This window comes from Blastococcus sp. MG754426, from assembly GCF_021699055.1.
In the GTDB taxonomy this organism is placed as follows: domain Bacteria; phylum Actinomycetota; class Actinomycetes; order Mycobacteriales; family Geodermatophilaceae; genus Blastococcus.
Map to the genome: position 1 here is coordinate 1 of NZ_SSXC01000022.1, position 20,329 is coordinate 20,329.

General features: G+C 76.2%; 15 protein-coding genes. 4 read left to right on the plus strand and 11 right to left on the minus strand.

The window, feature by feature from the left end:
• Positions 1–133: 133 nt before the first annotated feature.
• Positions 134–1,678, minus strand: coding sequence for a PH domain-containing protein (locus E9549_RS09730; RefSeq protein ID WP_308191118.1), 1,545 nt, complete (start codon positions 1,676–1,678; stop codon positions 134–136).
• 6 nt (positions 1,679–1,684) lie between these two features.
• Complete coding sequence (locus E9549_RS09735) at positions 1,685–2,224, minus strand: PH domain-containing protein (RefSeq protein WP_236826343.1); 540 nt, start codon at positions 2,222–2,224, stop codon at positions 1,685–1,687.
• A gap of 68 nt (positions 2,225–2,292) precedes the next feature.
• On the opposite strand from E9549_RS09735, the gene E9549_RS09740 reads away from it, so the two are divergent.
• Positions 2,293–2,622, plus strand: a complete 330-nt coding sequence (locus E9549_RS09740; protein WP_236826386.1) for a rhodanese-like domain-containing protein — start codon at positions 2,293–2,295, stop codon at positions 2,620–2,622.
• A 38-nt stretch (positions 2,623–2,660) separates the two neighbouring features.
• On the opposite strand, the gene E9549_RS09745 is transcribed toward E9549_RS09740, so the two are convergent.
• The 4 genes from E9549_RS09745 to E9549_RS09760 form a co-directional block, all read right to left on the minus strand.
• Positions 2,661–3,431: a hypothetical protein gene (locus tag E9549_RS09745; RefSeq protein ID WP_236826344.1), complete on the minus strand. Its 771-nt coding sequence runs from the start codon at positions 3,429–3,431 to the stop codon at positions 2,661–2,663.
• The gene (locus E9549_RS09750) at positions 3,428–3,934 is read right to left on the minus strand and encodes a SigE family RNA polymerase sigma factor (RefSeq protein WP_236826345.1); all 507 of its coding nucleotides are present in this window, start codon (positions 3,932–3,934) and stop codon (positions 3,428–3,430) included. The genes E9549_RS09745 and E9549_RS09750 overlap by 4 nt, the downstream gene beginning before the upstream one ends.
• Positions 3,935–4,012: 78 nt before the next feature.
• Complete coding sequence (locus E9549_RS09755; RefSeq protein WP_236826346.1) at positions 4,013–5,629, minus strand: long-chain fatty acid--CoA ligase; 1,617 nt, start codon at positions 5,627–5,629, stop codon at positions 4,013–4,015.
• 134 nt (positions 5,630–5,763) lie between these two features.
• Positions 5,764–6,972: a cytochrome P450 gene (locus tag E9549_RS09760; RefSeq protein WP_236826347.1), complete on the minus strand. Its 1,209-nt coding sequence runs from the start codon at positions 6,970–6,972 to the stop codon at positions 5,764–5,766.
• A 91-nt stretch (positions 6,973–7,063) separates the two neighbouring features.
• On the opposite strand from E9549_RS09760, the gene E9549_RS09765 reads away from it, so the two are divergent.
• Complete coding sequence (locus tag E9549_RS09765; protein WP_236826348.1) at positions 7,064–7,996, plus strand: DUF5926 family protein; 933 nt, start codon at positions 7,064–7,066, stop codon at positions 7,994–7,996.
• Between the two features lie 127 nt (positions 7,997–8,123).
• Here E9549_RS09765 and E9549_RS09770 read toward each other — a convergent pair whose 3' ends face one another.
• From E9549_RS09770 to E9549_RS09780, 3 genes are all read right to left on the minus strand, one after another.
• Positions 8,124–9,566, minus strand: a complete 1,443-nt coding sequence (locus E9549_RS09770; protein ID WP_236826349.1) for a M20/M25/M40 family metallo-hydrolase — start codon at positions 9,564–9,566, stop codon at positions 8,124–8,126.
• Positions 9,563–11,062 carry an MFS transporter gene (locus E9549_RS09775; RefSeq protein WP_236826350.1) on the minus strand — a complete coding sequence of 500 codons (1,500 nt, stop codon included), beginning with the start codon at positions 11,060–11,062 and terminating at the stop codon, positions 9,563–9,565. The genes E9549_RS09770 and E9549_RS09775 overlap by 4 nt, the downstream gene beginning before the upstream one ends.
• A 134-nt stretch (positions 11,063–11,196) precedes the next feature.
• Complete coding sequence (locus tag E9549_RS09780) at positions 11,197–12,423, minus strand: arginine deiminase (RefSeq protein ID WP_236826351.1); 1,227 nt, start codon at positions 12,421–12,423, stop codon at positions 11,197–11,199.
• A gap of 106 nt (positions 12,424–12,529) precedes the next feature.
• On the opposite strand from E9549_RS09780, the gene E9549_RS09785 reads away from it, so the two are divergent.
• The gene (locus E9549_RS09785; RefSeq protein ID WP_236826352.1) at positions 12,530–13,297 is read left to right on the plus strand and encodes an SDR family oxidoreductase; all 768 of its coding nucleotides are present in this window, start codon (positions 12,530–12,532) and stop codon (positions 13,295–13,297) included.
• Positions 13,298–13,414: 117 nt separating this feature from the next.
• Here E9549_RS09785 and E9549_RS09790 read toward each other — a convergent pair whose 3' ends face one another.
• A complete protein-coding gene (locus E9549_RS09790; protein ID WP_236826353.1) occupies positions 13,415–16,735 on the minus strand; it encodes an AfsR/SARP family transcriptional regulator in 3,321 nt (1,106 codons plus the stop codon).
• A gap of 301 nt (positions 16,736–17,036) precedes the next feature.
• Between E9549_RS09790 and E9549_RS09795 the strand changes: the two genes are divergently transcribed.
• The gene (locus E9549_RS09795; protein WP_236826354.1) at positions 17,037–18,485 is read left to right on the plus strand and encodes an FAD-binding oxidoreductase; all 1,449 of its coding nucleotides are present in this window, start codon (positions 17,037–17,039) and stop codon (positions 18,483–18,485) included.
• A gap of 153 nt (positions 18,486–18,638) precedes the next feature.
• Here E9549_RS09795 and E9549_RS09800 read toward each other — a convergent pair whose 3' ends face one another.
• Positions 18,639–20,291, minus strand: coding sequence for an FAD-binding oxidoreductase (locus E9549_RS09800; protein ID WP_236826355.1), 1,653 nt, complete (start codon positions 20,289–20,291; stop codon positions 18,639–18,641).
• Positions 20,292–20,329: the final 38 nt, after the last annotated feature.

The window sequence follows — 20,329 nt, forward strand, 5'->3', positions numbered from 1 at the left end:
CCGCGGAGCCCGTGCGGCACACCGGTGGCCGGGTGCGCTGAGCTCCCCAGGACGTCATCGCGGGGCCAGCTACCCGGGGCGGTGATCGACAACCGCCGGTCTCGGAAGGTTCGCCTTCCCTACCCCCGGTCGTTCACCGGCCCAGCGTGCCCGCCCACGGCTCGGAGGCGGCCAGGGCGAAGCCGGGCACCTCGTCGGCGGCCATGTCGACGGCCGCGTAGCCCCCGCTGCCCGCGCCGACGCAGGCGGTGACGGTGGCCAGACCCGCCCGCCGCTGGAAGAACGACTGCCGGACCTGCCAGCCCACGACGGCCCGCCGCTCCAGCACGGCCTGCTCCCGCACCAGCCAGCCGCTGCGGACGGCGAAGGTGCGCGGCCCGGCGGCGTGCCCGAGCGACCGGTAGCGGGCGAGCCCCACCGGGACGCCCAGCACCGTCAGCCCGGCGCCGGCGGCCAGCAGCCACCAGGCGCCGTCGCCAGCCAGGAGCGCGCCGCCGCCCGCGGTGACCAGCAGGCCCGAGGCGACGGCGCGCAGCACCCGGCGGCGGCGGGCCGCGGGCGGGTGCGCGACGAGCGGGCCGGGGTCGTCGGCGACCCGCCGGGCCAGCGCCCACGCCTCCGTGCGCGGCCCCAGGGGGAACAGCTGCCCGCGCCCGGCGGCGTCGCCGAGGCCGGTGACCAGGGCGCTGACCCGGGCGGCCCGGACCAGCCGCATGCCGAGCCCGTCGGTGACCGTCACGCCGCGGATGCGGTCGATCTCCAGCTCGGTGTGCCGGCGGGTGAGCAGACCGCGGGAGGCGATCAGCGAGCCGCCGCGGCGGACCACCCGGAAGCGCCAGTTGACCAGGGCCGCGCCGACGACGGAGCCGGCCAGCAGCACCAGCAGCGCGATGACCAGCCCGGCCGCGAGCAGCCGCACGTCGGAGAGGTCGGGCTCCCGGAACTCGGGGGTCCACTGCTCGGGCAGCTCCTCGGCCAGCCGGAAGAGCGCGCCGACGGCGGCGAGCGGGACGGCGAGGTAGGTGCCGACCAGCGGGGCGTAGCGCAGCCAGCGGTGGTCGAAGCGGGCGTACTCCTCCTCGACCGGCTCGGCCGCGGGGGCGCCGTCCGGGCCGGTCGCGGGGGTCGCGGCGGCGCGGTGGGTGAGGACGGCGACGCGCAGCCGGTCGCCCTCCGCGCGCGGGATGCCGTCGACGAGCAGCTCCTCGTCGCCGTCGGTGACCGCCCCCGCGGCGGCGTCGATGCGGACGCGCACCAGGCCGAACAGCCGGTGCAGGGGCGGCGCCTCGACGTCGACACCCCGGATGCGGTCGTTCGGCACGGTGCGCACCGACCGGGCCAGCAGCCCGCGGGTGATGACGACCGCGGCCGGACCGTCGGCGTAGCTGAACCGCCACCAGTTCAGCGTCGCGGTGAGCAACGAGAGCACCGTGACGCCGACGACGAGGACCGCGATCGTGCGGATCCCGCCGTCGAAGCCGGTGGCCGCGATCAGCGGGATGACGGCGGGGACGAACGAGCGGGCCTGCCGGAACGTCGCGGTGTGGACGGCGATGACGCGGGGCGACAGCCGCCGCGGCGCGCCGGCGGTCGGCGGGGCCGGTGGCGGGCCGAGGGGCGGTGGCCAGGGCGGGAGCGGGCCGGCCGGCCGGCGCGGGGGTGGGGGCGCGGGGTGCACGGCGGCTCAGGTGGCCTGGTCGCGGACCAGCTCGGCCCGGCGGGCGAGGTCGTCGGCGACGCGCTGGGCGACGTCGTGCTCGAGGTGCCAGATCCGCACGGTGCCCTGGCTGGAGGCGGTGAGCACCGCGACGGTGGCCAGACCGAACAGCTGCTGCAGCACGCCGCGGGTGACGTCGACGGTCTGGATGCGGGAGATCGGCACCAGCGTCCAGGTCTGGGTGAGCCAGCCGGTGCGGGTGTAGGCGGCCTCGTTGGTGATCTCCCACCGGTACACCCGGTGCTTGAACCACGGGCGGATGCTCAGCGCGACCACCGCGTACACGGCGCCCGCGATCGGGACCAGCCGGCGCATCAGCGGCAGCGGGTCGCCGGCGTCGGCGGGCACGAAGAGCAGGAAGGCGCCGATCGCCAGCCACACGAACGCGGTGCTGATCAGGCTCTCGACCACCCACAGCCCGATCGCCGAGCGCGGCAGCTCCCAGGCGGGCTCGCGCACGGGCGTCGGGCGGGCGCTGCTCGGGGCGGCCCGGTGGCTGGGGGACATCGGCCCCATCCTCCCAGTGCGGTCGGCGCCGGTCGCGCAACCGGTCCCCGTGCCACGATGGGGGCGTGATGCCGCAGCAGGTCCCGACCGTGCCCGCCTCCGAACTGCCCGAGGACGCCGTCGTCCTCGACGTCCGCGAGGACGACGAGTGGGTGCACGGCCACATCGAGGGCGCCACGCACATCCCGATGGGCGACGTCCCGGCGCGGCTCGACGAGCTGCCCGAGGGCGACCCGCTCTACGTCACCTGCCGGGGCGGTGGCCGGTCGGCGCGCGTGGCCGCCTGGCTGAACGCCAACGGCTTCGACGCGGTGAACGTCGGCGGTGGCATGGGCGAGTGGCAGGCGGCCGGCAAGCCGATGGTCAGCGAGACCGGCGAGGAGCCCTTCGTCCGCTGACCCCTCCTGGCGTTCTGTGCACAAAACGCCAGGAGGGGTCAGCGCCAGGCGGCCGCGGTCTCCTCGTCGAAGTACCGGGTGAAGCCGCACAGCCAGGCGATCGGCTCCAGCGGTGCGCCCTCCCACCGGTCGGCGCCGCTGACCAGCAGGCGCGACCCGATGCCGTAGACCGGGCCCGGCGTGGTGCTGCCCGCGGCCGGGTCGTAGGGCGCCGGGAGGTCCACGGTCACCGTCTCCCCCGACCCGCCGGTGAACCACTCCTGCACGGCGAAGGTGACGCCGACCAGGTCCTCCGGCGGCCCGGGTGAGCGCGGCTGCGTCGTGACGGCGGGTCCGATGCCCACCACCACGCCGGCGAAGGCGAAGTCTCGCTTGGCCAGCGCGGCCGGGCTGTACTCGACGGCGCAGGAGCTCGCAGGGGTGCTGTCGAGGGGCCCGGTGCGCCCGGCGGTCGGGTCCTGGGCGGGCGGGGCGAGCTGGCTGCCCGACGCTGCGTCGCCGCCGTCGGCCGGGGGCATGCCGGTGCCCGGCGCGGCGTCGGCCGCCTCCGGGCCGCCCTCCCGGGGCTCCTCGGCGCTCAGCGCCGCCGCCGAGCCGGCGGCGTCCCCCTGCCCGTCCGGCAGGTCGACGACGGTGACCACGCCGCCGGCGATGACCGCCGCACCCGCCGCGACGGCGAGCGAGACACCGGCGGTCCGGCGCCGGCGTGCGCGGCGCCCCGCCTTCAGCAGCTGCCCCACGGGTGCGGGGCCGACCGGCACGCGGTCGGCGGCCTCCCCCAGCAACGTCGAGGTCTCCCGGTCGGTCACGATGCCCTCCCTCCCCGCAGCTCGGCGACGTCCAGATCGGTCTGCAGCTGGGCCAGCGCGCGGGACAGCCGGCTCTTCACCGTCCCGGGTGCGATGCGCAGCGCCTCGGCGATCTGCTGCTCGCCCAGGTGGGCGTAGTAGCGCAGGACGACGACCGCGCGGTGCGCCGGGCTCAGCCGGGCCAGCGCGCGGCGGACGGCGTCGGCGTCGTCCACCTGGGCGGTGCCGTCGTCGGTGGCGACGTCGGGCACCTCGGCGGTCGGCCGCTCGCCCCACCAGCGCCGGCGGCGGCTGTCGTGGTGGCAGTTGACGAGCACCCGGTAGACGTAGGCGTCCCGGTTCCCGGCGCTGCCGACCTTGTCCCAGGCGACGTAGCAGCGCACCAGCGCCGTCTGCACCAGGTCCTCGGCCTCGGGGCGGGCGCAGCCGAGCAGCACGGCGGAGCGGACGAGCACCGGCCAGCGCTCGTCCACGTACCGCGTGAACGCCTCGTCCCGCTCCACTCGCCCTCCGGAAGTCGTCCTCCGGTGAGCATGACGGGTGAGGGGGCGGGCGCGGTTCCACCGCGCCCGCCCCGGGGGTCAGCTCTTCAGCTCGTACTCCGCGAACCGGGTGCGCAGGTCCTTCTTGGAGAACTTGCCGACGCTGGTCTTGGGCACCTCGTCGATGAACTCGACGGCGTCGGGCATCCACCACTTGGCCACCAGCGGCTTGAGGTGCTCGAGGATCTCCTCCTCGGTCGCCTCCTCGCCCTCCTTGAGGACGACGCAGGCCAGCGGGCGCTCGTCCCACTTCGGGTGCGGGATGCCGACGACCGCGGCCTCCTTCACCTTCGGGTGGCTCATGATCGCGTTCTCCAGGTCCACCGAGCTGATCCACTCGCCGCCGGACTTGATGAGGTCCTTGGTGCGGTCGGCGATGCGGATCGAGCCGAAGGCGTCCATGGCAGCCACGTCGCCGGTCTTCATCCAGCCGTCGGCCGTGGTGAGCTCCACCCCCGCGTCGGGGTTGTAGTAGTCCTGCGCGCACCAGGGGCCGCGCACCTGGAGCTCACCGGTGGCGGTGTCGTCCCACGGCTGCGGCTCGAGGGTGTCGGAGTCGACGATGCGGGCCTCGACGCCGAGGAAGGGGATGCCGGCGCGGGCGCGCTGGGCGGCCTTGGTCTCGTCGTCGGCGTCCTGGTACCGCTTGGGCAGCACGCCGGAGGAGGCGACCGGGTGGGTCTCGGTCATGCCCCACGCCTGCAGGATCGGGATGCCGACCTGCTCGCGGTAGGCCTCGCTCAGCGCCTTGGGCACTGCGGAGCCGCCGCAGCCGATGTCGCGGAGCTTGTGCGGCCGGCCGGCCAGGTGGGGGAGCACGCCCTGCCAGATGGTCGGGACGCCGGCGGTGAAGGTGACGCCCTCCTCGACGATCAGCTTGGCCAGCGCCTCGGGCTGCATGAGGGCGCCGGGCATGACCAGCGAGGCGCCCGCGGCGGGGGCGGCCTGCGCGATGCCCCAGGCGTTGGCGTGGAACATCGGGACGACCGGCATCGCGACGTCGTTGATGCCCAGGCCGAAGGCGTTGGGCGCCATCACGCCCATCGTGTGCAGGAACGTCGAGCGGTGCGAGTAGACGACGCCCTTCGGATTGCCCGTGGTGCCCGACGTGTAGCACATCGAGGCGGCCCGCCACTCGTCGGTGACGGAGAACTCGACCGGCTGCGCGTCGGCCAGCAGCGTCTCGTAGTCGAGCACCCGGGAGTCGTCGGGGATCTCGTTGTCGCCGCCGTCGTCCATGACCACGACGTGCTTGACCGTCTTCATGGTGTCGATCAGCGGCCAGAGCAGCGGCAGGACGGTGCGGTCGACGAAGACGACCTCGTCCTCGGCGTGGTTGGCGATGTAGGTGAGCTGCTCGGGGAACAGCCGGACGTTGAGGGTGTGCAGGACGCGGCCGGTGCACGGCGCGGCGAAGTAGAGCTCCAGGTGCCGCTGGCTGTTCCAGCCGAAGGTGCCGACCCGCCCGTCGGCGCTGATGCCGAGGGTGTCGAGGACGCCGCCCAGCCTGCGGGTGCGCTCCGCCCACTCCGCGTAGGTCGCCCGGGTCACCCCGCCGGGGTTGTTGGTGACGATCGTCCCGTCGCCGTAGTGCTGCTCGACGTGCCGGAAGATCGCATCGATCGTGAGGGGGTAGTCCTGCATCAAGCCGCGCATGGCCGGATCCTGCCAGTGACCGCGCTCACCTTCTACCGGTGCGGCGACGATCGGCTTCCCCGATCACGGGGTGTCCTCCCTCGCGGTGGGTGGTGAGGGAGGACGCCGTGCGGTGGGGGAGGGCGGCGTCGCCGTCAGCGGCCGAGGACGACGGGCAGCGTCTCCAGGCCGCGGATGACGAACTCGGGGCGGCGCGCCGGCTCCCCGCCGAGCTCGAGCACCGACGTGCGGTCCAGCAGCGCGCCGAACGTCGCCTGCAGCTCCACCCGTGCCAGCGGCGCACCGATGCAGAAGTGGATGCCGGCCCCGAAGGCGATGTGCGGGTTGTCGGTGCGCCGCACGTCGAGCGTCTCCGGTTCGGCGAAGACGGCGGGGTCGTGGTTGGCCGCACCGAGCAGCGCGGCGATCTTCTGGCCCTCGCGCACCGTGACGCCGCCGATCTCGACGTCGGCGGTGGCGGTCCGCTCGAACAGCTGCAGCGGCGGGTCGAAGCGCATCAGCTCCTCCAGCGCCGCGGGCAGCAGGTCGCGGTCCTCGCGCAGGGCGGCCAGCTGGTCGGGGTGGCGCAGCAGCGCGAGCATCCCGTTGCCCGTGACGTTGACGGTCGCCTCGTGGCCGGCGTTGAGCAGCAGGATGCAGGTGGTGACCAGCTCGTCCTCGGTGAGCTTGTCGCCGTCGGCGTCCCGCACGGAGACGAGGTGGGAGAGCAGGTCGTCGCCGGGCGTGGTCCGCCGCTCGGCGGCCAGCCGGCGCAGGTACGTGACGAACTCGTCCGCCGCGCGCTCGGCCGCCTCCTCGACGGCCGCCGTCCGCCCGTACTCGTACATCTTCACGATCGCGTTGGACCACGGGCGCAGCAGCGGGCGGTCGGCCTCGGGCACGCCCAGCAGCTCGGCGATGACGGCGACCGGCAGCTGCTCGGCCATGCCGGTGAGCAGGTCGACCGGCGCCGACCCCGCGGAGCGCTCGACGAGCTCGTCGGCCAGCCGCCCGGCGAGCTCCTCCACCCACGGCCGCAGCCGCTCCACGTGCCCGCGGGCGAACGCGCTGGTGATCAGCCGCCGCAGGCGGGTGTGGTCCGGCGGCTCCATCTCCAGGATGGCGTTGCGGTGGATGAGGTTGAAGCTGCCGAAGCGCTCGGCCGGCTCCTTGTCCCGCCAGATGCGGCCGAGCCGCCGGTCGCGCAGCACGGCGTTGGACTCGGCGTGGGTGAAGGCCAGCCACAACCCCAGCCCCTCGTGCCACTGCACCGGCGCCTTCTCCCGGGCACGGGCGAAGGCCGGGTACGGGTCGGCGACGAACGAGGGGGCGCGGAGGTCGAGCGCGTCGACGGACACGGTCACGCCACCGGACCCTAGCGACCCGGCCGGTGTGCTCCCCGCCACGCGCGGGCTCGCGGTCGGCCCCGGGAAGGGGCCGCTTACGCTGCTGCGCATGGCTTCCCGCAAGCGCCCCGCCGCTCCCGCCGCCGTCGCCGAGGGCGGCGTCAACCCGAAGGCGCCCTGCCCCTGCGGGTCGGGCCGCCGCTACAAGCACTGCCACGGCTCGGGGTACGCCCCGCCGGTGACGCGGCCGTTCGAGGGGCTGCCCGGCGAGGCCGACTGGGTGGCGCTGCGGGAGCTGGTCCCGGCGGCGACGGCGACGCTCCGCTCGGCCGACGGCCGGGAGCTGACGCTGGCCAGCGTCCTGCCCGGCGGTGCGCCCGGGCTGGTCCGCGCCAACGGCCAGATCCTCGTCGGCGCGCAGCTGGCGACCTCGTCGGACGACGTCAGTCGCGACCTCGGCACCGCGATCGCCGCGGCGCTGGAGGCCCCCGCCGGCGCGCCCGTGGACCCGGGCCCGATCGGTGGCGCCGGCTCGGCGGGCCCGCGGCTGCAGGAGGTCCTCGACCTCACCGCGCCGCTCGAGGTGACCGTCCACGAGACCTTCGACTTCTGGCTGGAGGGCACCGACCCCAGCCCCCAGGCGCGCGCCGGTCTGGCGCAGGCCAACGAGGCGATCCTGCCGACGGTGCGGCTGGAGGGCCTGGAGGCGGCCTACTGGGTGCGCCCGGGCAACGAGCGGGCGCACCTGCGCTGGGTGCGGGCGGAGAAGGAGGAGCAGCTCCTCGACGCGCTGGCCCGGCTCTCGGCCGCCGAGCAGATCCTGCTCGGCGAGGGCACCCGCTACGCCGGGGCCTTCCGCGCGCACGGCCTCGTCGTCCCGGTGTGGGACCTCCCCGCCGACGTCCCGGCCGCGGACTGGGCCGGCCCCGCGACCGAGTTCCAGGCCCGGCTGGAGAAGGCGCTCGCCGAGACCGCGCCGCTGACCGCCGACGAGCGGCGCGCCCGCGCCGGCCTGCTCTCCCGCCAGATCACCCTGCGCTGATGAGCGGTTCCGGCGCCTGAGCCCCGCACCCCCAGGGGGCCGCGGACAGTCGCGCTCTGCCCCGCGGGTGTGGGCAGAGACCTGCTGATCCGGAAGCCCCCCGGGGTGCGGGCGGGACGTGGCGGCGTCAGACGCTGCGGATCAGGTGCCGGAAGAACCCCGCGCCGCGGTGCAGGGCGGCGATCGAGATGCGCTCGTCGGCGGCGTGCAGCGCGGACAGCTCCTCGCGGCTCAGGTCGAAGGGCATGAACCGGTAGACGCTGTCGCAGATCCGGCTGAAGTGCCGGGCGTCGCTGGCCTGCACCATCACGTAGGGCGCGACGACGGCCTCGGGGTACGTCGCCCGCGCGGCTGCCGAGAGCAGCGCGAACGCCTCGTTGTCCGACCGCGACACCGGCGAGGGGTCGTTGCCGGACACGACCCGCACCTCCACCGACGGGTCGCCGATGACCCGGTGCAGGCGCGCCACCGTCGACTGCACGGTCTCGCCCAGCGCGATCCGGATGTTCAGGTGCGCCAGCGCCCGGGTCGCCAGCACGTTGGACGCCCGGCTGCCCTCGAGCCGGGTGACCGCCACCGTCGTCCGCACCATGGCGCCGGCCTCGCGGCCCGCCCGCGCCAGCACCGATGCGAGCACGGGGCGCAGCCGGCCCGCGTGGGCGAACAGCGCCCGGTGGCCGAGCGGGGCCTGCCGGCCGACCGCGTCGATCATGCCCAGGACGACGTCGTGCAGCCGGGCGGGGAACGGCTCGGCCTCCAGCGCGAGGATCGCCCTGGCCAGCCGCGCCGGCGCACCGTCGCGGGCGGGGGAGGAGGCGTGGCCGCCCGCGTCGGTGGTGACCAGCTCGACGTCCAGCAGCCCCTTCTCGGCCAGCCCGACGACGGCGACCTGCCCCGGCACACCCGGGAACATGCCGCTCACCACGGCGCCACCCTCGTCGACCACCGCCCAGGGCCGGATGCCGCGGGCGGTGAACGCCTCCACGGCGAGCCGGGCCCCGACCCCGGCGACCTCCTCGTCGTTGCCGAAGGAGAGGTGGACGTCGCGCCGGGGCGTGAAGCCCTCGGCCACCAGCGCCTCGACCGCCTCGAGGATCGCCACCATCGAGCCCTTGTCGTCGATGGCGCCGCGACCGTGCACGCAGCCGTCCTCGACCAGCCCGGAGAACGGGTCGCGGCTCCACTCCTGGCCCGCCACCGGGACGACGTCGTAGTGCGCCATGAGCACCAGCGGCGGCTCGTCGGTGGTGCCGCGCCAGCGGTAGAGCAGCGCGCCGTCGCCGAGCACCTCGCGATCCAGCGCCTCGTGGGTGCGCGGGTACAGCTCGGCCAGCCGCGCGCGGTAGGTCTCGAAGGCCGCGGCGTCCACCTGGCCCGGGTCGCGCGAGGAGACCGTCGGGATGCGGATGAGCTCGGCGAGCCGCTGCGCCGCCGCGTCGGCGTCCAGGCCGGTGAGGTCGACCGGTGCCACGGGCTGCTCGACCGGCCGGAACCGGGCGACCCGGCGGGCGGCCGCGGCGGCGGCTCCGGTGGCGGCTCCGGTGACGGCCAGGGCCAGCGCGCGCCTCATGCTCGGGACTCCTCGGCGGTCTCGGGGACGGTGGTCTCGGGGACGGCGGGGTCGGAGAAGGCCAGCCGGGGGACGACGAGCAGCGCCACCGCGGCCAGCAGCGCCGTCGTCCCGCAGACCACCCACACGGTGATGTAACCGGACAGCGAGCCGGCGGTGCCTGCCGACCCGTCGGCCAGCAGCGGGACGTCGGAGGCCAGCGCGATCGCGAACACCGCCGAGGCGAACGACCCGCCGATCACCTTGGTGGTGTTGGTCAGCCCGGTCGCGACCGCGGTGCGACCCACCGGCGCGGCGGCGGCGGCCGCCGCGGGCAGCGCCGCCACCAGGGCGCCGGAGCCCAGGCCCGCGATGGCGATGCAGGAGAGCATCTGGGCCAGCGTGCCGTGGAAGGGGACCAGCAGCAGGTAGCCGGTGCCGGTGAGCGTCGCGGCGCCGATGAGCGTGCTCCGCGGCGTGGTCCGCCGGCTCACCCGGGAAAACTGGCTCGCGCCGACCAGCATCGAGACGACGTAGGCCCCGATGACGACCGAGACCTCGCTGGTCGACAGCCCCAGCCCGTAGCCGTAGACCGCCGGGTCGGTGCGCGCGTAGGTCGACAGCGGGCCCTGGGCGCCCAGCACGCTGACCCCGAACAGCCCGGCGGTGAGCTGCACCGGCCACATCGCGGGGCTGCGGAGCACCCGGAAGTCCACCAGCGGGTCGTCCTGCCGCAGCTCGTAGGCGACGAACGGGACGACGAGCAGGACCCCCACGGCGGCCACCGCCCACGGCCACAGCGCGCCCTCGTTGAGCCGGACGAAGCTCAGACCCCCGGTGATCACCAGCAGGACCACGCTGAGCAGGGCGACGCCGGTCGCGTCCACGCTGCCGCCGGTGCGGTCCTCGCTCTCGGGCACCCGGAAGGCCACGACCAGGCAGACGCCGACGACCAGCACCGCGGGCAGCACCAGCACCAGCCCCAGGGAGTCGCCGAGGCTCTGCCCGATCTGGCCGCCGCCCAGCGCGCCCGCGATCGCCCCGGCCTGCAGCGCGGCCACGATCAGCCCGGTGGCGCGGCGGGTCTGGCCCGCGGCCCCCGGCGTGCGGCGCGACCGGTCCCAGATCAGCGCCACCTGCAGCGGCAGCCAGACGACGTAGAGCCCCTGCAGCGCCCAGGCGACCAGGAACACGGGGAAGCTCGTGGCGAACGCCAGCGCGACGGTGGACAGCGCCGTGGCGACCGCCGACCACAGCAGCACCCTGCGGTGCCCGTGCAGGTCGCCGAGCTTGGCGAGCACGGGGACGGCGACCGCCGACAGCACCAGCTGCGCGGCCTCGAGCCAGTTGACGTCGGCGTCGTTGACCCCGAGGTAGCGGGCGATGTCGGTGAGCAGAGGGATGTAGTAGCCCTGCAGCACGCCGCTGGTGAACTCGACGAAGACCAGGTAGCCGACGAGCCCGCCGCCGATGCCCGCGATGCGCCCCGCCCCGCGCGCCGTCCCCGTCGTCGCCACCGCGCCGTCCCTTCCCCGAGGCGCCGGGCCCGGCGCGGAGAGCCAGCAGCGTAGTGGCCGGGATCACCGTGGCCGCCTGCGAGCAGCACATGACGCCCCTGTCGGGCGTTATGTGCACAAAAGGCCGGGGTGGGTCAGAGGGGATCGCGGGAGACGGGGCAGGACATGCAGCGCGGGCCGCCCCGGCCGCTGCCGAGCTCGGAGCCCGCGATGCGGACCACCTCGATGCCGGCCGCCTCGAGCGCGGCGTTGGTGACGGTGTTGCGCTCGTAGGCCACCGCCAGCCGCGGGGCGAGGGCGAGGGTGTTGTTGCCGTCGTCCCACTGCTCGCGCTCGGCGGTCACCGGGTCCAGCCCGGTGTCGATCACCCGCAGCCTGTCGATGCCCATCGCGCGCGCCGCGGCGCGGACGAACGGCTCGGGCCCGGCGACGGCGAGGTCGGTGGTGTCGGCGTCCTCGGGGGAGCAGCCCTCGGGCGCGCGCACCGTCCAGGCGACCAGCGAGTCGGCGACCGCGGGGTACATGACCATCGCGTCGACGTCGACCATCGTGGCGATCGTGTCCAGGTGCATCGTCGCCCGCTCCTGCGCGATCGGGACGACGAGCGCGGTGTGCGCCAGCCCGCGGGCGAACAGCCGCCGCGCCAGCCGCTCCGCGCCGCCGGGCGTCGTCCGCTCCCCCACCCCGACGGCGACGACGCCCTCGGCCAGCAGCAGCACGTCCCCACCCTCGAGGTGCTCGAGCTCGGGCCCGTACAGCTGCGGGGCCCCGGCGAAGCGCGGGTGGTGGGTGTAGATGGCGGCGGTGATCGTGCTCTCCCGGTGCCGCGCGGGCATGGCCAGGGAGGTCACCGCGACCTCGTCGCCGATCCACACCGACGAGTCCCGGGTGAAGAGCAGGTTGGGCAGCGGGGGGACGACGAAGTCCGAGCGGTCCATGAGCTGGTAGGCCAGCCCGGATCCGCGCAGCTCCTCGTGCGCCAGCCCCGCGATGAGCGCCGTCGCCAGGTCGTCCGGCGCGAGGGCGGCCAGGTGCCGGGTGGCGTCGCGCTGCAGCGTGGCGCCGAGCCGGGGGTCGTCCACGGCGGCGGCGATGAGCTCGTCGCGGGCGGCGGGGACGGCGAGCACCTCGGCCAGCAGCGTGGCCACGTGCAGCACCTCGACGCCGCGGTCGCGGAGGGCCTGGGCGAAGGCGTCGTGCTCGTCCTGCGCCCGCGCCACCCACGGGACGCCGTCGAAGAGCAGCTGGTCGTTGTTCCGCGGCGTCAGCCGGCGCAGCTCGGGGCCGGGCCGGTGCAGCATCACGGTGCGCAGCGGGCCGACCTCGCTCGTCGCCCCGGGGGTCGCGGCGGATCCGATCATGACCGCCAGGCTGGCACAGGTCGGCGGGGACGGCGTCGTGGACGCCTCGTTAGGGTGCCGGGGTCGGTGCCGACGACGGCGCCGCGACGCCGAACCGGAGGTACCCGTGGACCTGTTCGACCTGACCGGCAAGGTGGCTGTGGTCACCGGGGGTACCCGCGGCATCGGCCTGATGATGGCCCGGGGCCTGCTGCAGGCGGGGGCGAAGGTCTACATCAGCTCCCGCAAGGCCGAGGCCGGCGAGGCCGCGGCCGCGGAGCTGGCCGAGTTCGGCACGGTCGTCTCGATCCCGGCCGACCTCTCCACCGAGGCCGAGTGCCGGCGGCTGGCCGAGGAGGTGGGCCGCGCCGAGGAGCGGGTGCACGTCCTGGTCAACAACGCCGGCGCCACCTGGGGCGAGCCGCTGGAGACCTTCCCCGAGTCGGCCTGGGACAAGCTGCTCGACCTGAACCTGAAGTCGCCGTTCTTCCTCACCCGGGCGTTCCTGCCGAAGCTGGAGGCCGCGGCGTCCGACGGCGACCCGGCGCGCATCGTCAACGTCGGCAGCATCGACGGCCTGCACGTCAGCTCCATGCCGACCTATTCCTACGCCGCGAGCAAGGCCGGGCTGCACCAGCTCACCCGCGTGCTGGCCAAGGAGCTCGGGCCGAGGGGTGTCACCGTCAACGCCGTCGCCCCCGGCCCGTTCGAGTCGAAGATGATGGCCGCCACGCTGGACGCCTTCGGCGCCGAGATCGCCGCGAAGTCGCCGCTGGGCCGCATCGGCCGCCCCGACGACATGGCCGGCGTCGTGGTCTACCTCTCCTCGCGGGCGGGCGCCTACGTCACCGGCGCCGTCATCCCCGTGGACGGCGGCATCGCGACGACGGCGTAGCGCGGGGGCCCGCGATGATCAGGTCACCTGATCGTCAGGGGTCCTGGCTCAGCATGGACGGTGAGCCAGGACCCCGAACGGTGAGCCAGGACGGTGCGCGGAGCCGCGGGCCGGGCCTCAGGCGGGGCTGGGCTCGGCCGCGACCCGGTGCAGGTGGGCCTCGGCCAGGGCCACCTGGTGCGGTGAGCCGACGAGCCCGCCCTGCTCCCGGGCCGCCGTCCACCACCGCCGCGCGCCCTCCAGGTCACCGAGCCGCTCGGCGATCCGGCCCAGCAGCTCGTCGTAGGCGCCGAGGGTGAGCGACGGCGTCCCGAGCACCGCCTGCCGGCCGCGGTAGGGGAGCAGCGAGGCCAGCGCCGCCGCGCAGTCCGGTTCGTCGCCCAGCCACAGCGTGCTCTCCGCCTGCAGGTAGAGGGCGACGTCGCTGGCCCAGTCCCGGACCAGCGTGCGGCCCCAGCGGGCGCGCAGCCGGCGGGCCTCCGCGACGTCCCCGGACTCCGCAGCGGCCAGCACCGCCATCTCCTGAAGCAGCGGGTTGCCCTCGTCGCCGGTCTCGACCAGCAGCGGCAGCGCGTCGGCCTCGCGGTGGTCGGCCCGCCGCAGGGTGAACTGGTGCGCCGCGTAGGCGTGCCGCGCGTGCGGGGTCACCCGCCGGAACAGCTCGTAGGCCTCGGTGGTCAGCTCCTCGGCGCGGGCGGCGTTGCCGCGCAGCCAGGCCAGCCCAGCGGCCTGCCAGAGCACGTGCGGGCGCACCTCCGGCCCGCTCAGCGACACCGCCAGCCGCCGCGCCTGGGCGTGGTCGGCCTCGAAGCCGGCCAGGTCGCCCAGGTGCAGCCGGATCGCCGCCCGGTGCAGGTGCGCGAGGAACTCGGTGCGCCGCGGCAGCCCCCGGCCGGCGAGCTCCAGCGACTCGTCGGCCGCGGCGAGCCGCAGCTCGGCCGCCCCGGGCCGCCCCCACACCGCCAGGCTGAAGTTGTTCAGCGTGCGACCCAGCAGCTCCGGGTCGCCGATCCGGCGGGCCATCGCGACCGCCCGCTGCGCCGCCTGCACCCCGCGGTCGTCCGGGTCGAAGGCGAGCTCGACGCCCAGGGTGCCCAGCAGCCGGGCGGTGGTCGGGTCGTCGCCGCCCCCGCGCTCGGCGAGCAGGTCCTCCAGGACGGCGACCATGTCCTCGTCGACCACCCCGTGCGGCCGCCAGTTCCACAGCGTGACGCTGCCCCAGACCGCCGCGGACTCCGCGAGGCACTCCCGGTCGTCGAGCTGGCGGGCCAGGCCGATCGCCTCGGCCACCACCTCCCGGGCCTCGGTGAGCTGGCCGCTGCGCAGCAGGTCGCCGCCCAGCGCGGTGAGCAGGTCGTGCCGGGTGCGGGCGGCGTCCGGCGCCTCGGGGTCGAGCAGCTGCAGGGCCCGCCGGCCGTGCGCGGCGGCCTCCCCGTGGGCCAGCCGGGCCCGGGCGGCGCGGGCGGCGGCGCCGAGGTAGAGCAGCGCCGGCCCGGGACCGACCACCGGGAGCGCCGCGACGAAGTGGTGGGCCAGCCGCTCGACGACCCCGTCGTCCGTCGACGTCGCCAGCTGCCGCTCCAGCGCCTCGCCGACGCGGGCGTGCAGCCGTGCCCGCCGCAGCGCGGGCAGGTCGCCGGCGAGCACCTCCTGCACCAGCGCGTGGGCGAACCGCCAGCTCCACGGCCGCCCGCCCTCCACCACCAGGCCGACGGCGAGGGCGGAGTCCATCGCGGCGAGGGCGTCGTCCACGGCGGTGCCGGCAGCCTCCAGCAGGGCCAGCGGCACCTCGCGGCCGGCGACGGCGGCCACCTCGAGCACCTCGCGGGCGCCCGCGGGCAGCCGGGCCAGCCGCGTCCGCAGCACCTCCCCGACCGACGGCGGCACCGGGACGGCGTCCAGGTGCAGGTCGTGGGCGCCCACCATCCAGCGCGACAGCTCGACGACGAAGAACGGGTTGCCGCCCGTGCGGTCGTGCACCGCGGTGGCCAGCGCCCGGTCGCCGGGCGAGCCCAGCTGGGCGGTCAGCAGCGCGGCGACGTCGTCGGCGTCCAGCCCGCGGAGCCGCAGGCAGGTGGCCGCCGGCTCGCGGGCCAGCCGGGCCAGGCAGTCGGCGACCGCCTCGGGCAGCGGCTCGCCGACGGTCCGGGCGGTGACGACCAGCAGCACCGGCGCCCGGGGGAGGTGGCGCACGAGCAGCCCGAGCAGCTGCACCGACGTCGTGTCGGCGCCCTGCAGGTCCTCGAGGACGACGAGCACGGGGCGGGACGCGGCCGCCGTGAGCCGGGCCCGCAGGTCCTGGAACAGCCGGAAGCGGGCGGCGTCGGCGTCGTCGCCGGGCGTGGCGGCGTCGGGGACCAGCTCGGGCTGGTCCAGCTGCTCGAGCACCTGCGTCCACGGCCACAGCGCCGGCGCGCCGGTGTCGTCGGCGCACCGGCTCCACGCCACCGGCCACCCCAGCAGCCGGGCGCCGTCGGCGACCGCCCCGGCCAGCCGGGTCTTCCCGATGCCGGCCTCCCCCTCCACCACGACGACGGCGGAGCGCCCGCCGGCCACCTGCTCGGCGACCGCCCGCACCTGGTCGAGCTCCGCCCGCCGGCCGACCAGCGCGTCGGCCGAGGTGCTGGGCGCCGGAGCGGGGGCGGACGGGAGCACGGGCCGGGGCAGCCGCTCCAGCAGGCGCGGGTCCTGCCGCAGCACCGCCTGCTCCAGGTCGCGCAGCTCCGGCCCGGGGTCGATGCCCAGCTCGTCGCGCAGCAGCTCGGTGCACCGGCGGCAGGCGTCCAGGGCCTCGGCCTGCCGGTCGGCGGCGTAGAGGGCGGTGACCAGGCGGGCCCACAGCCGCTCGCGCAGCGGGTGCTCGGTCACCAGGTGCTGCAGGTCGGGGACGGCGGCCTCCGGGCGGCCCACCGCCAGCAGCGCGTCGCAGCGGCGCTCGCGTGCGCGCACGTGCAGCTCGGTGAGCCGCAGCCGGTCGCTCGCGGCCGCCGGCAGGTCGCCCAGCTCGGCCAGCGGCTCCCCGCGCCAGAGGCCCAGGGCCTCGTCCAGCAACGCCACCCCGCGGGCGGGTGAACCGTCGGCCACCGCGCGGTCGCCGGCCTCGATCAGCTGCGTGAAGCGGAGCAGGTCCAGGTCCTCGGCGCCCGCGCGCAGCAGGTAGCCCGGTGGGCGGGTGATGAGCACGGACGGCGCCTCGCGCGGGCCGCGGCCGGGCTCCAGCACGCGGCGCAGGTGCGAGACGTAGGCCTGCAGGGTGCCGGTGACCGTCGGCGGCGGCTCCTCGCCCCAGAGGGTGCTCACGATCCGGTCGACGCCGACGACCCGGTCGGCGTCCGCCAGGAGCAGGGTCAGCAGCGCCCGGGGCTTGGCGCCGCCCACGTCGACGGGGCGGCCGTCGGGACCGGTGACCTCGAGCGGCCCGAGGACTCGGAAGCGCACGCCGCGGATGCTCTCAGCGCGGTGCGGCGCGGGGCACCCCTTTCCGCGCGCGACGAGTCCTCCGGCCGGGGCGGGTCGAGCCGGACCGCCGGACGTCCGGCCGGGCCACGGCGCGGCTGGACGGTCGCTGGACCGTCCTGACCCCGCGCAGGGAGCGGTCGGCGCGCTGCAAGCCGGCGTCCAAGTCGGCTCCAAGTGCCCGGCAAGCGGGGCCGCGCACGCTCCCCCTGTCCCGAGAAGCCGCGGCCCGACCGCGGTGCCCTTCCCGCGGTGACCGCCGCGGCAGCGAAGAGGAATCCGCATGTCCCTCACCGAGCTCCCCCGCGAGCCCGAGCAGCCCGTCGCCCTCCTGGACGCGGCGGCCGTCGACAGCCTCGTCCCGCCCTTCCCCGCGGCCGACGTCGACGAGCTCCGCGGCGTCGTCCACGGCCCCGTCTACGCCGCCGGCGACGACGGGCTGGCCGCGGAGGTGGCCACCTGGAATGTCGCGGTCACCCACACGCCGGCGATCGCGGTGGGCGCCACCTGCGCCGCCGACGTCGCCGCCGCCGTCTCCTGGGCCGTCGCCCGCGGCCTGCGCGTCGCCGTCCAGGCCACCGGCCACGGCCCGGTGCGCAACGCCGCCGGGTCCATGATGATCACCACCCGCCGGATGCAGGGCCTGTTCATCGACCCCGAGCGGCGGACCGTCCGCGTCGAGGCGGGGGTGAAGTGGAAGCGGCTCATGGAGTCCGCCGCCGAGTTCGGCCTCGCCGGGCTGTGCGGGTCGTCGTCCGACGTCGGGGCGGTCGGGTACACGCTCGGCGGTGGGGTGGGGTCGCTGGGCCGCAAGCACGGCTTCGCCGCGGACCACGTGCGCGCCGTCGAGATCGTCACCGCCGACGGCCGGCAGCGCACGCTGTCGGCGGACTCCGAGCCGGAGCTGTTCTGGGCGGTGCGGGGCGGCAAGGGCAACTTCGGCGTGGTCACCGCGCTGGAGATGGACCTGGTACCGCTGACCGGCCTGTACGGGGGCGGCATCTTCTTCGCCGGCGAGGACATGGCCGACGTCCTGCACGCCTTCCGCCGCTGGTCCCGCCACCTGCCCGACGAGGTGAGCACCTCGATCGCCGTCATGCGGCTGCCGGACATGGAGTTCCTGCCGCCGCCGCTGCGCGGGCAGACCGCCGTCCACCTGCGCTACGCCTACTGCGGCACCGACTTCGCCGACGGTGAGCGGCTGGTCGAGCCGATGAAGCAGGCCGGCCGGATCCTGCTCGGCTTCACCGGGCCGATGCGGACCGACGAGATGGACGCCATCCACATGGACCCGGTCGACCCGCTGCCGGCGTGGGAGAAGGGCCAGCTGCTCACCGAGCTGACCGTCGAGGGCGTCGACGCGCTGCTGGCCGTGGCCGGCCCGCAGGCGCAGATCCCGCTGCTGATGGTCGAGCTGCGGATGCTGGGCGGGGCGTTCGCGCGCCGGCCGAAGGTGCCCAACGCGGTGGCCGGCCGGGACGGCGCGTTCTCGATGCTCGTGCTCGGGCCGGGCGTGCCGGAGCTCGCCGAGGTGGTGCCGGCCGTCGGGCGCGCCGTGCTCGCCGCGATGGCGCCGTGGAAGGCCCCGGGCTGCCTGACCAACTTCCTCGGGGACGTCTCCGGCCCCGGTGAGGTGGCCGCGGCCTACCCGCCCGGCGTCTCCCAGCGGCTGGCCGAGGTGAAGGCGGCGGTCGACCCGGAGCGCGTCTTCTCCTTCGGCCACGCCTTCTGAGAGCCGGGCGGCGTCACGGGCCCCTGACCCCGGCCCTCCCGGCGCCCCACCGGCCCCTTGTCGATCAGGTGACCTGGTCGTTCCGGGTCCTGGCTCACCACCGGTGGTGAGCCAGGACCGCAGACGATCAGGTCACCTGATCACCATGGCCGATCAGTCGGGGAGCAGGACGCCGGGGTTGCAGATGCCGTGGGGGTCCAGCCGCTGCTTGACCGCCCGCAGCACCTCGACGCCCAGCGAGCCCACCTCCCGCTCCAGCCACGGCCGGTGGTCGGCGCCGACGGCGTGGTGGTGGGTGAGCGTGCCGCCCGCGGCCAGCAGCGCGTCGGTGGCGGCGCGCTTCGCGGAGAGCCACTGCTGGATGGGCAGGGCGTCGTCCCGGTCGGCGAGCACGGTGAAGTAGAGCGAGGCGCCGGTGGCGTACCCGTGCGAGACGTGCGCCATCACCAGCGGCCGGTGCCCGCCGCGGGCGAGCGACTCCCGCAGCGCCCGGCGGGTGGTGTCGTACACGGTGGGCAGCGCCGTCCAGGTGGCCGCGGTCTCCAGCGTCTCGACCAGCAGGCCGCCGTCCATGAGCCGGTCGCGCAGGTAGGGCGCCTCGAACCGGTGCCGGCGCCAGGAGTCGCCCACCCGCCGGCCCAGCCGGACGGCGCCGCCGTCACGCAGCAGCGACGACGCGGCCCGCACCCGGGCGCGGACGAGGTCGGGCACGCCCTCCCAGCCCACGACCAGCATGCAGCCCTCGGCGCGCCCCCGGGCCCGCAGGCTGCCGCGCAGCGCCTTCGCTCCGGCCCCGGCCGCCATGAGCAGGTTGGCCCGCGTCTCGTCGGCGTCGGAGAGCCGGACGACGTCGGGCAGCAGGTCGTGCCGGGCGAGCTGCTGGAGCGCGGCCAGCCCGTCCGCCCAGGTGCGGAAGGACCAGCCCTCGTAGGCGCTGGCCGAGGGCTTGGGGCGCACCCGCAGCGTCAGCTCGGTGATCACCCCGAGCGTCCCCTCCGAGCCCAGCGCGAGGCCCAGCAGGTCGGGCCCCGCGGCCGACGCCGGCGGGTGGCCGAGCTCGAGGACCCCCGACGGCGTGGCCAGGGTCAGGCCGGCGACCAGCTCGTCGAACCGGCCGACGCCGGTGGAGGACTGGCCGGCCGAGCGGGTCGCGGCGTACCCGCCGAGCGTGGCGAACTCCCAGCTCTGCGGCAGGTGGCCGAGGGTGAGCCCCTCCCGGGCCAGCGCCCGCTCGAGGGCCGGCCCGCGCATGCCCGGCCCGACGGTGACCAGCGACGAGTGCACGTCCAGCGCCTGCACCGAGGCCATGCGGGTCAGGTCGACCGCCAGCACCGGCCGGTCGTCGGGATCGACGCCGGCCAGCCCGCCGACGACGCTGGTGCCCCCGCCGAACGGCACGACGACGATGCCGCGCTCGCTGCACATCGCCAGCAGCGCGGCCGTCTCCTCGGTCGTGCCGGGCAGCGCCACGGCGTCGGGGGCGTCGGAGGCGTCGCCCTCCCGCCGGCGCAGCAGGTCCAGGTAGCTCTTGCCCCCGGCCCGGCGCAGCCGCGACCCGCGGTCGGTGCGCACGTGGTCCTCGCCGAGCAGGCCGGCCAGCGCGGCGCGGTCCTCCTCGGGCAGCCGGCAGGGCGCCAGCCGGATCCCGTCCACCGGCGCGGGGGGCGTGGCCCGCGGTTCCCAGCCCAGCTCGCGGGTGAGGTGGCGGCGCGCGGCCTTGGTCAGGACGCCGTCGGGCCCCTCGTCCCCGGGGGTGGCGGGGCGCGGGCCCCAGCCCTGGATCGTCAGTTCCGGCTGCTCGGGCACGGCTACAGTCTGCCGGTGCCGCAGCGGTGGAGGACCGG

Bases quoted from the DNA above. Each gene is read 5' to 3' on its own strand.
- E9549_RS09735 (WP_236826343.1), bottom strand. From the start codon at position 2,224: ATGTCCCCCAGCCACCGGGCCGCCCCGAGCAGCGCCCGCCCGACGCCC.
- E9549_RS09740 (WP_236826386.1), top strand. From the start codon at position 2,293: ATGCCGCAGCAGGTCCCGACCGTGCCCGCCTCCGAACTGCCCGAGGAC.
- E9549_RS09755 (WP_236826346.1), bottom strand. From the start codon at position 5,629: ATGCGCGGCTTGATGCAGGACTACCCCCTCACGATCGATGCGATCTTC.
- E9549_RS09765 (WP_236826348.1), top strand. From the start codon at position 7,064: ATGGCTTCCCGCAAGCGCCCCGCCGCTCCCGCCGCCGTCGCCGAGGGC.
- E9549_RS09770 (WP_236826349.1), bottom strand. From the start codon at position 9,566: ATGAGGCGCGCGCTGGCCCTGGCCGTCACCGGAGCCGCCACCGGAGCC.
- E9549_RS09780 (WP_236826351.1), bottom strand. From the start codon at position 12,423: ATGATCGGATCCGCCGCGACCCCCGGGGCGACGAGCGAGGTCGGCCCG.
- E9549_RS09795 (WP_236826354.1), top strand. From the start codon at position 17,037: ATGTCCCTCACCGAGCTCCCCCGCGAGCCCGAGCAGCCCGTCGCCCTC.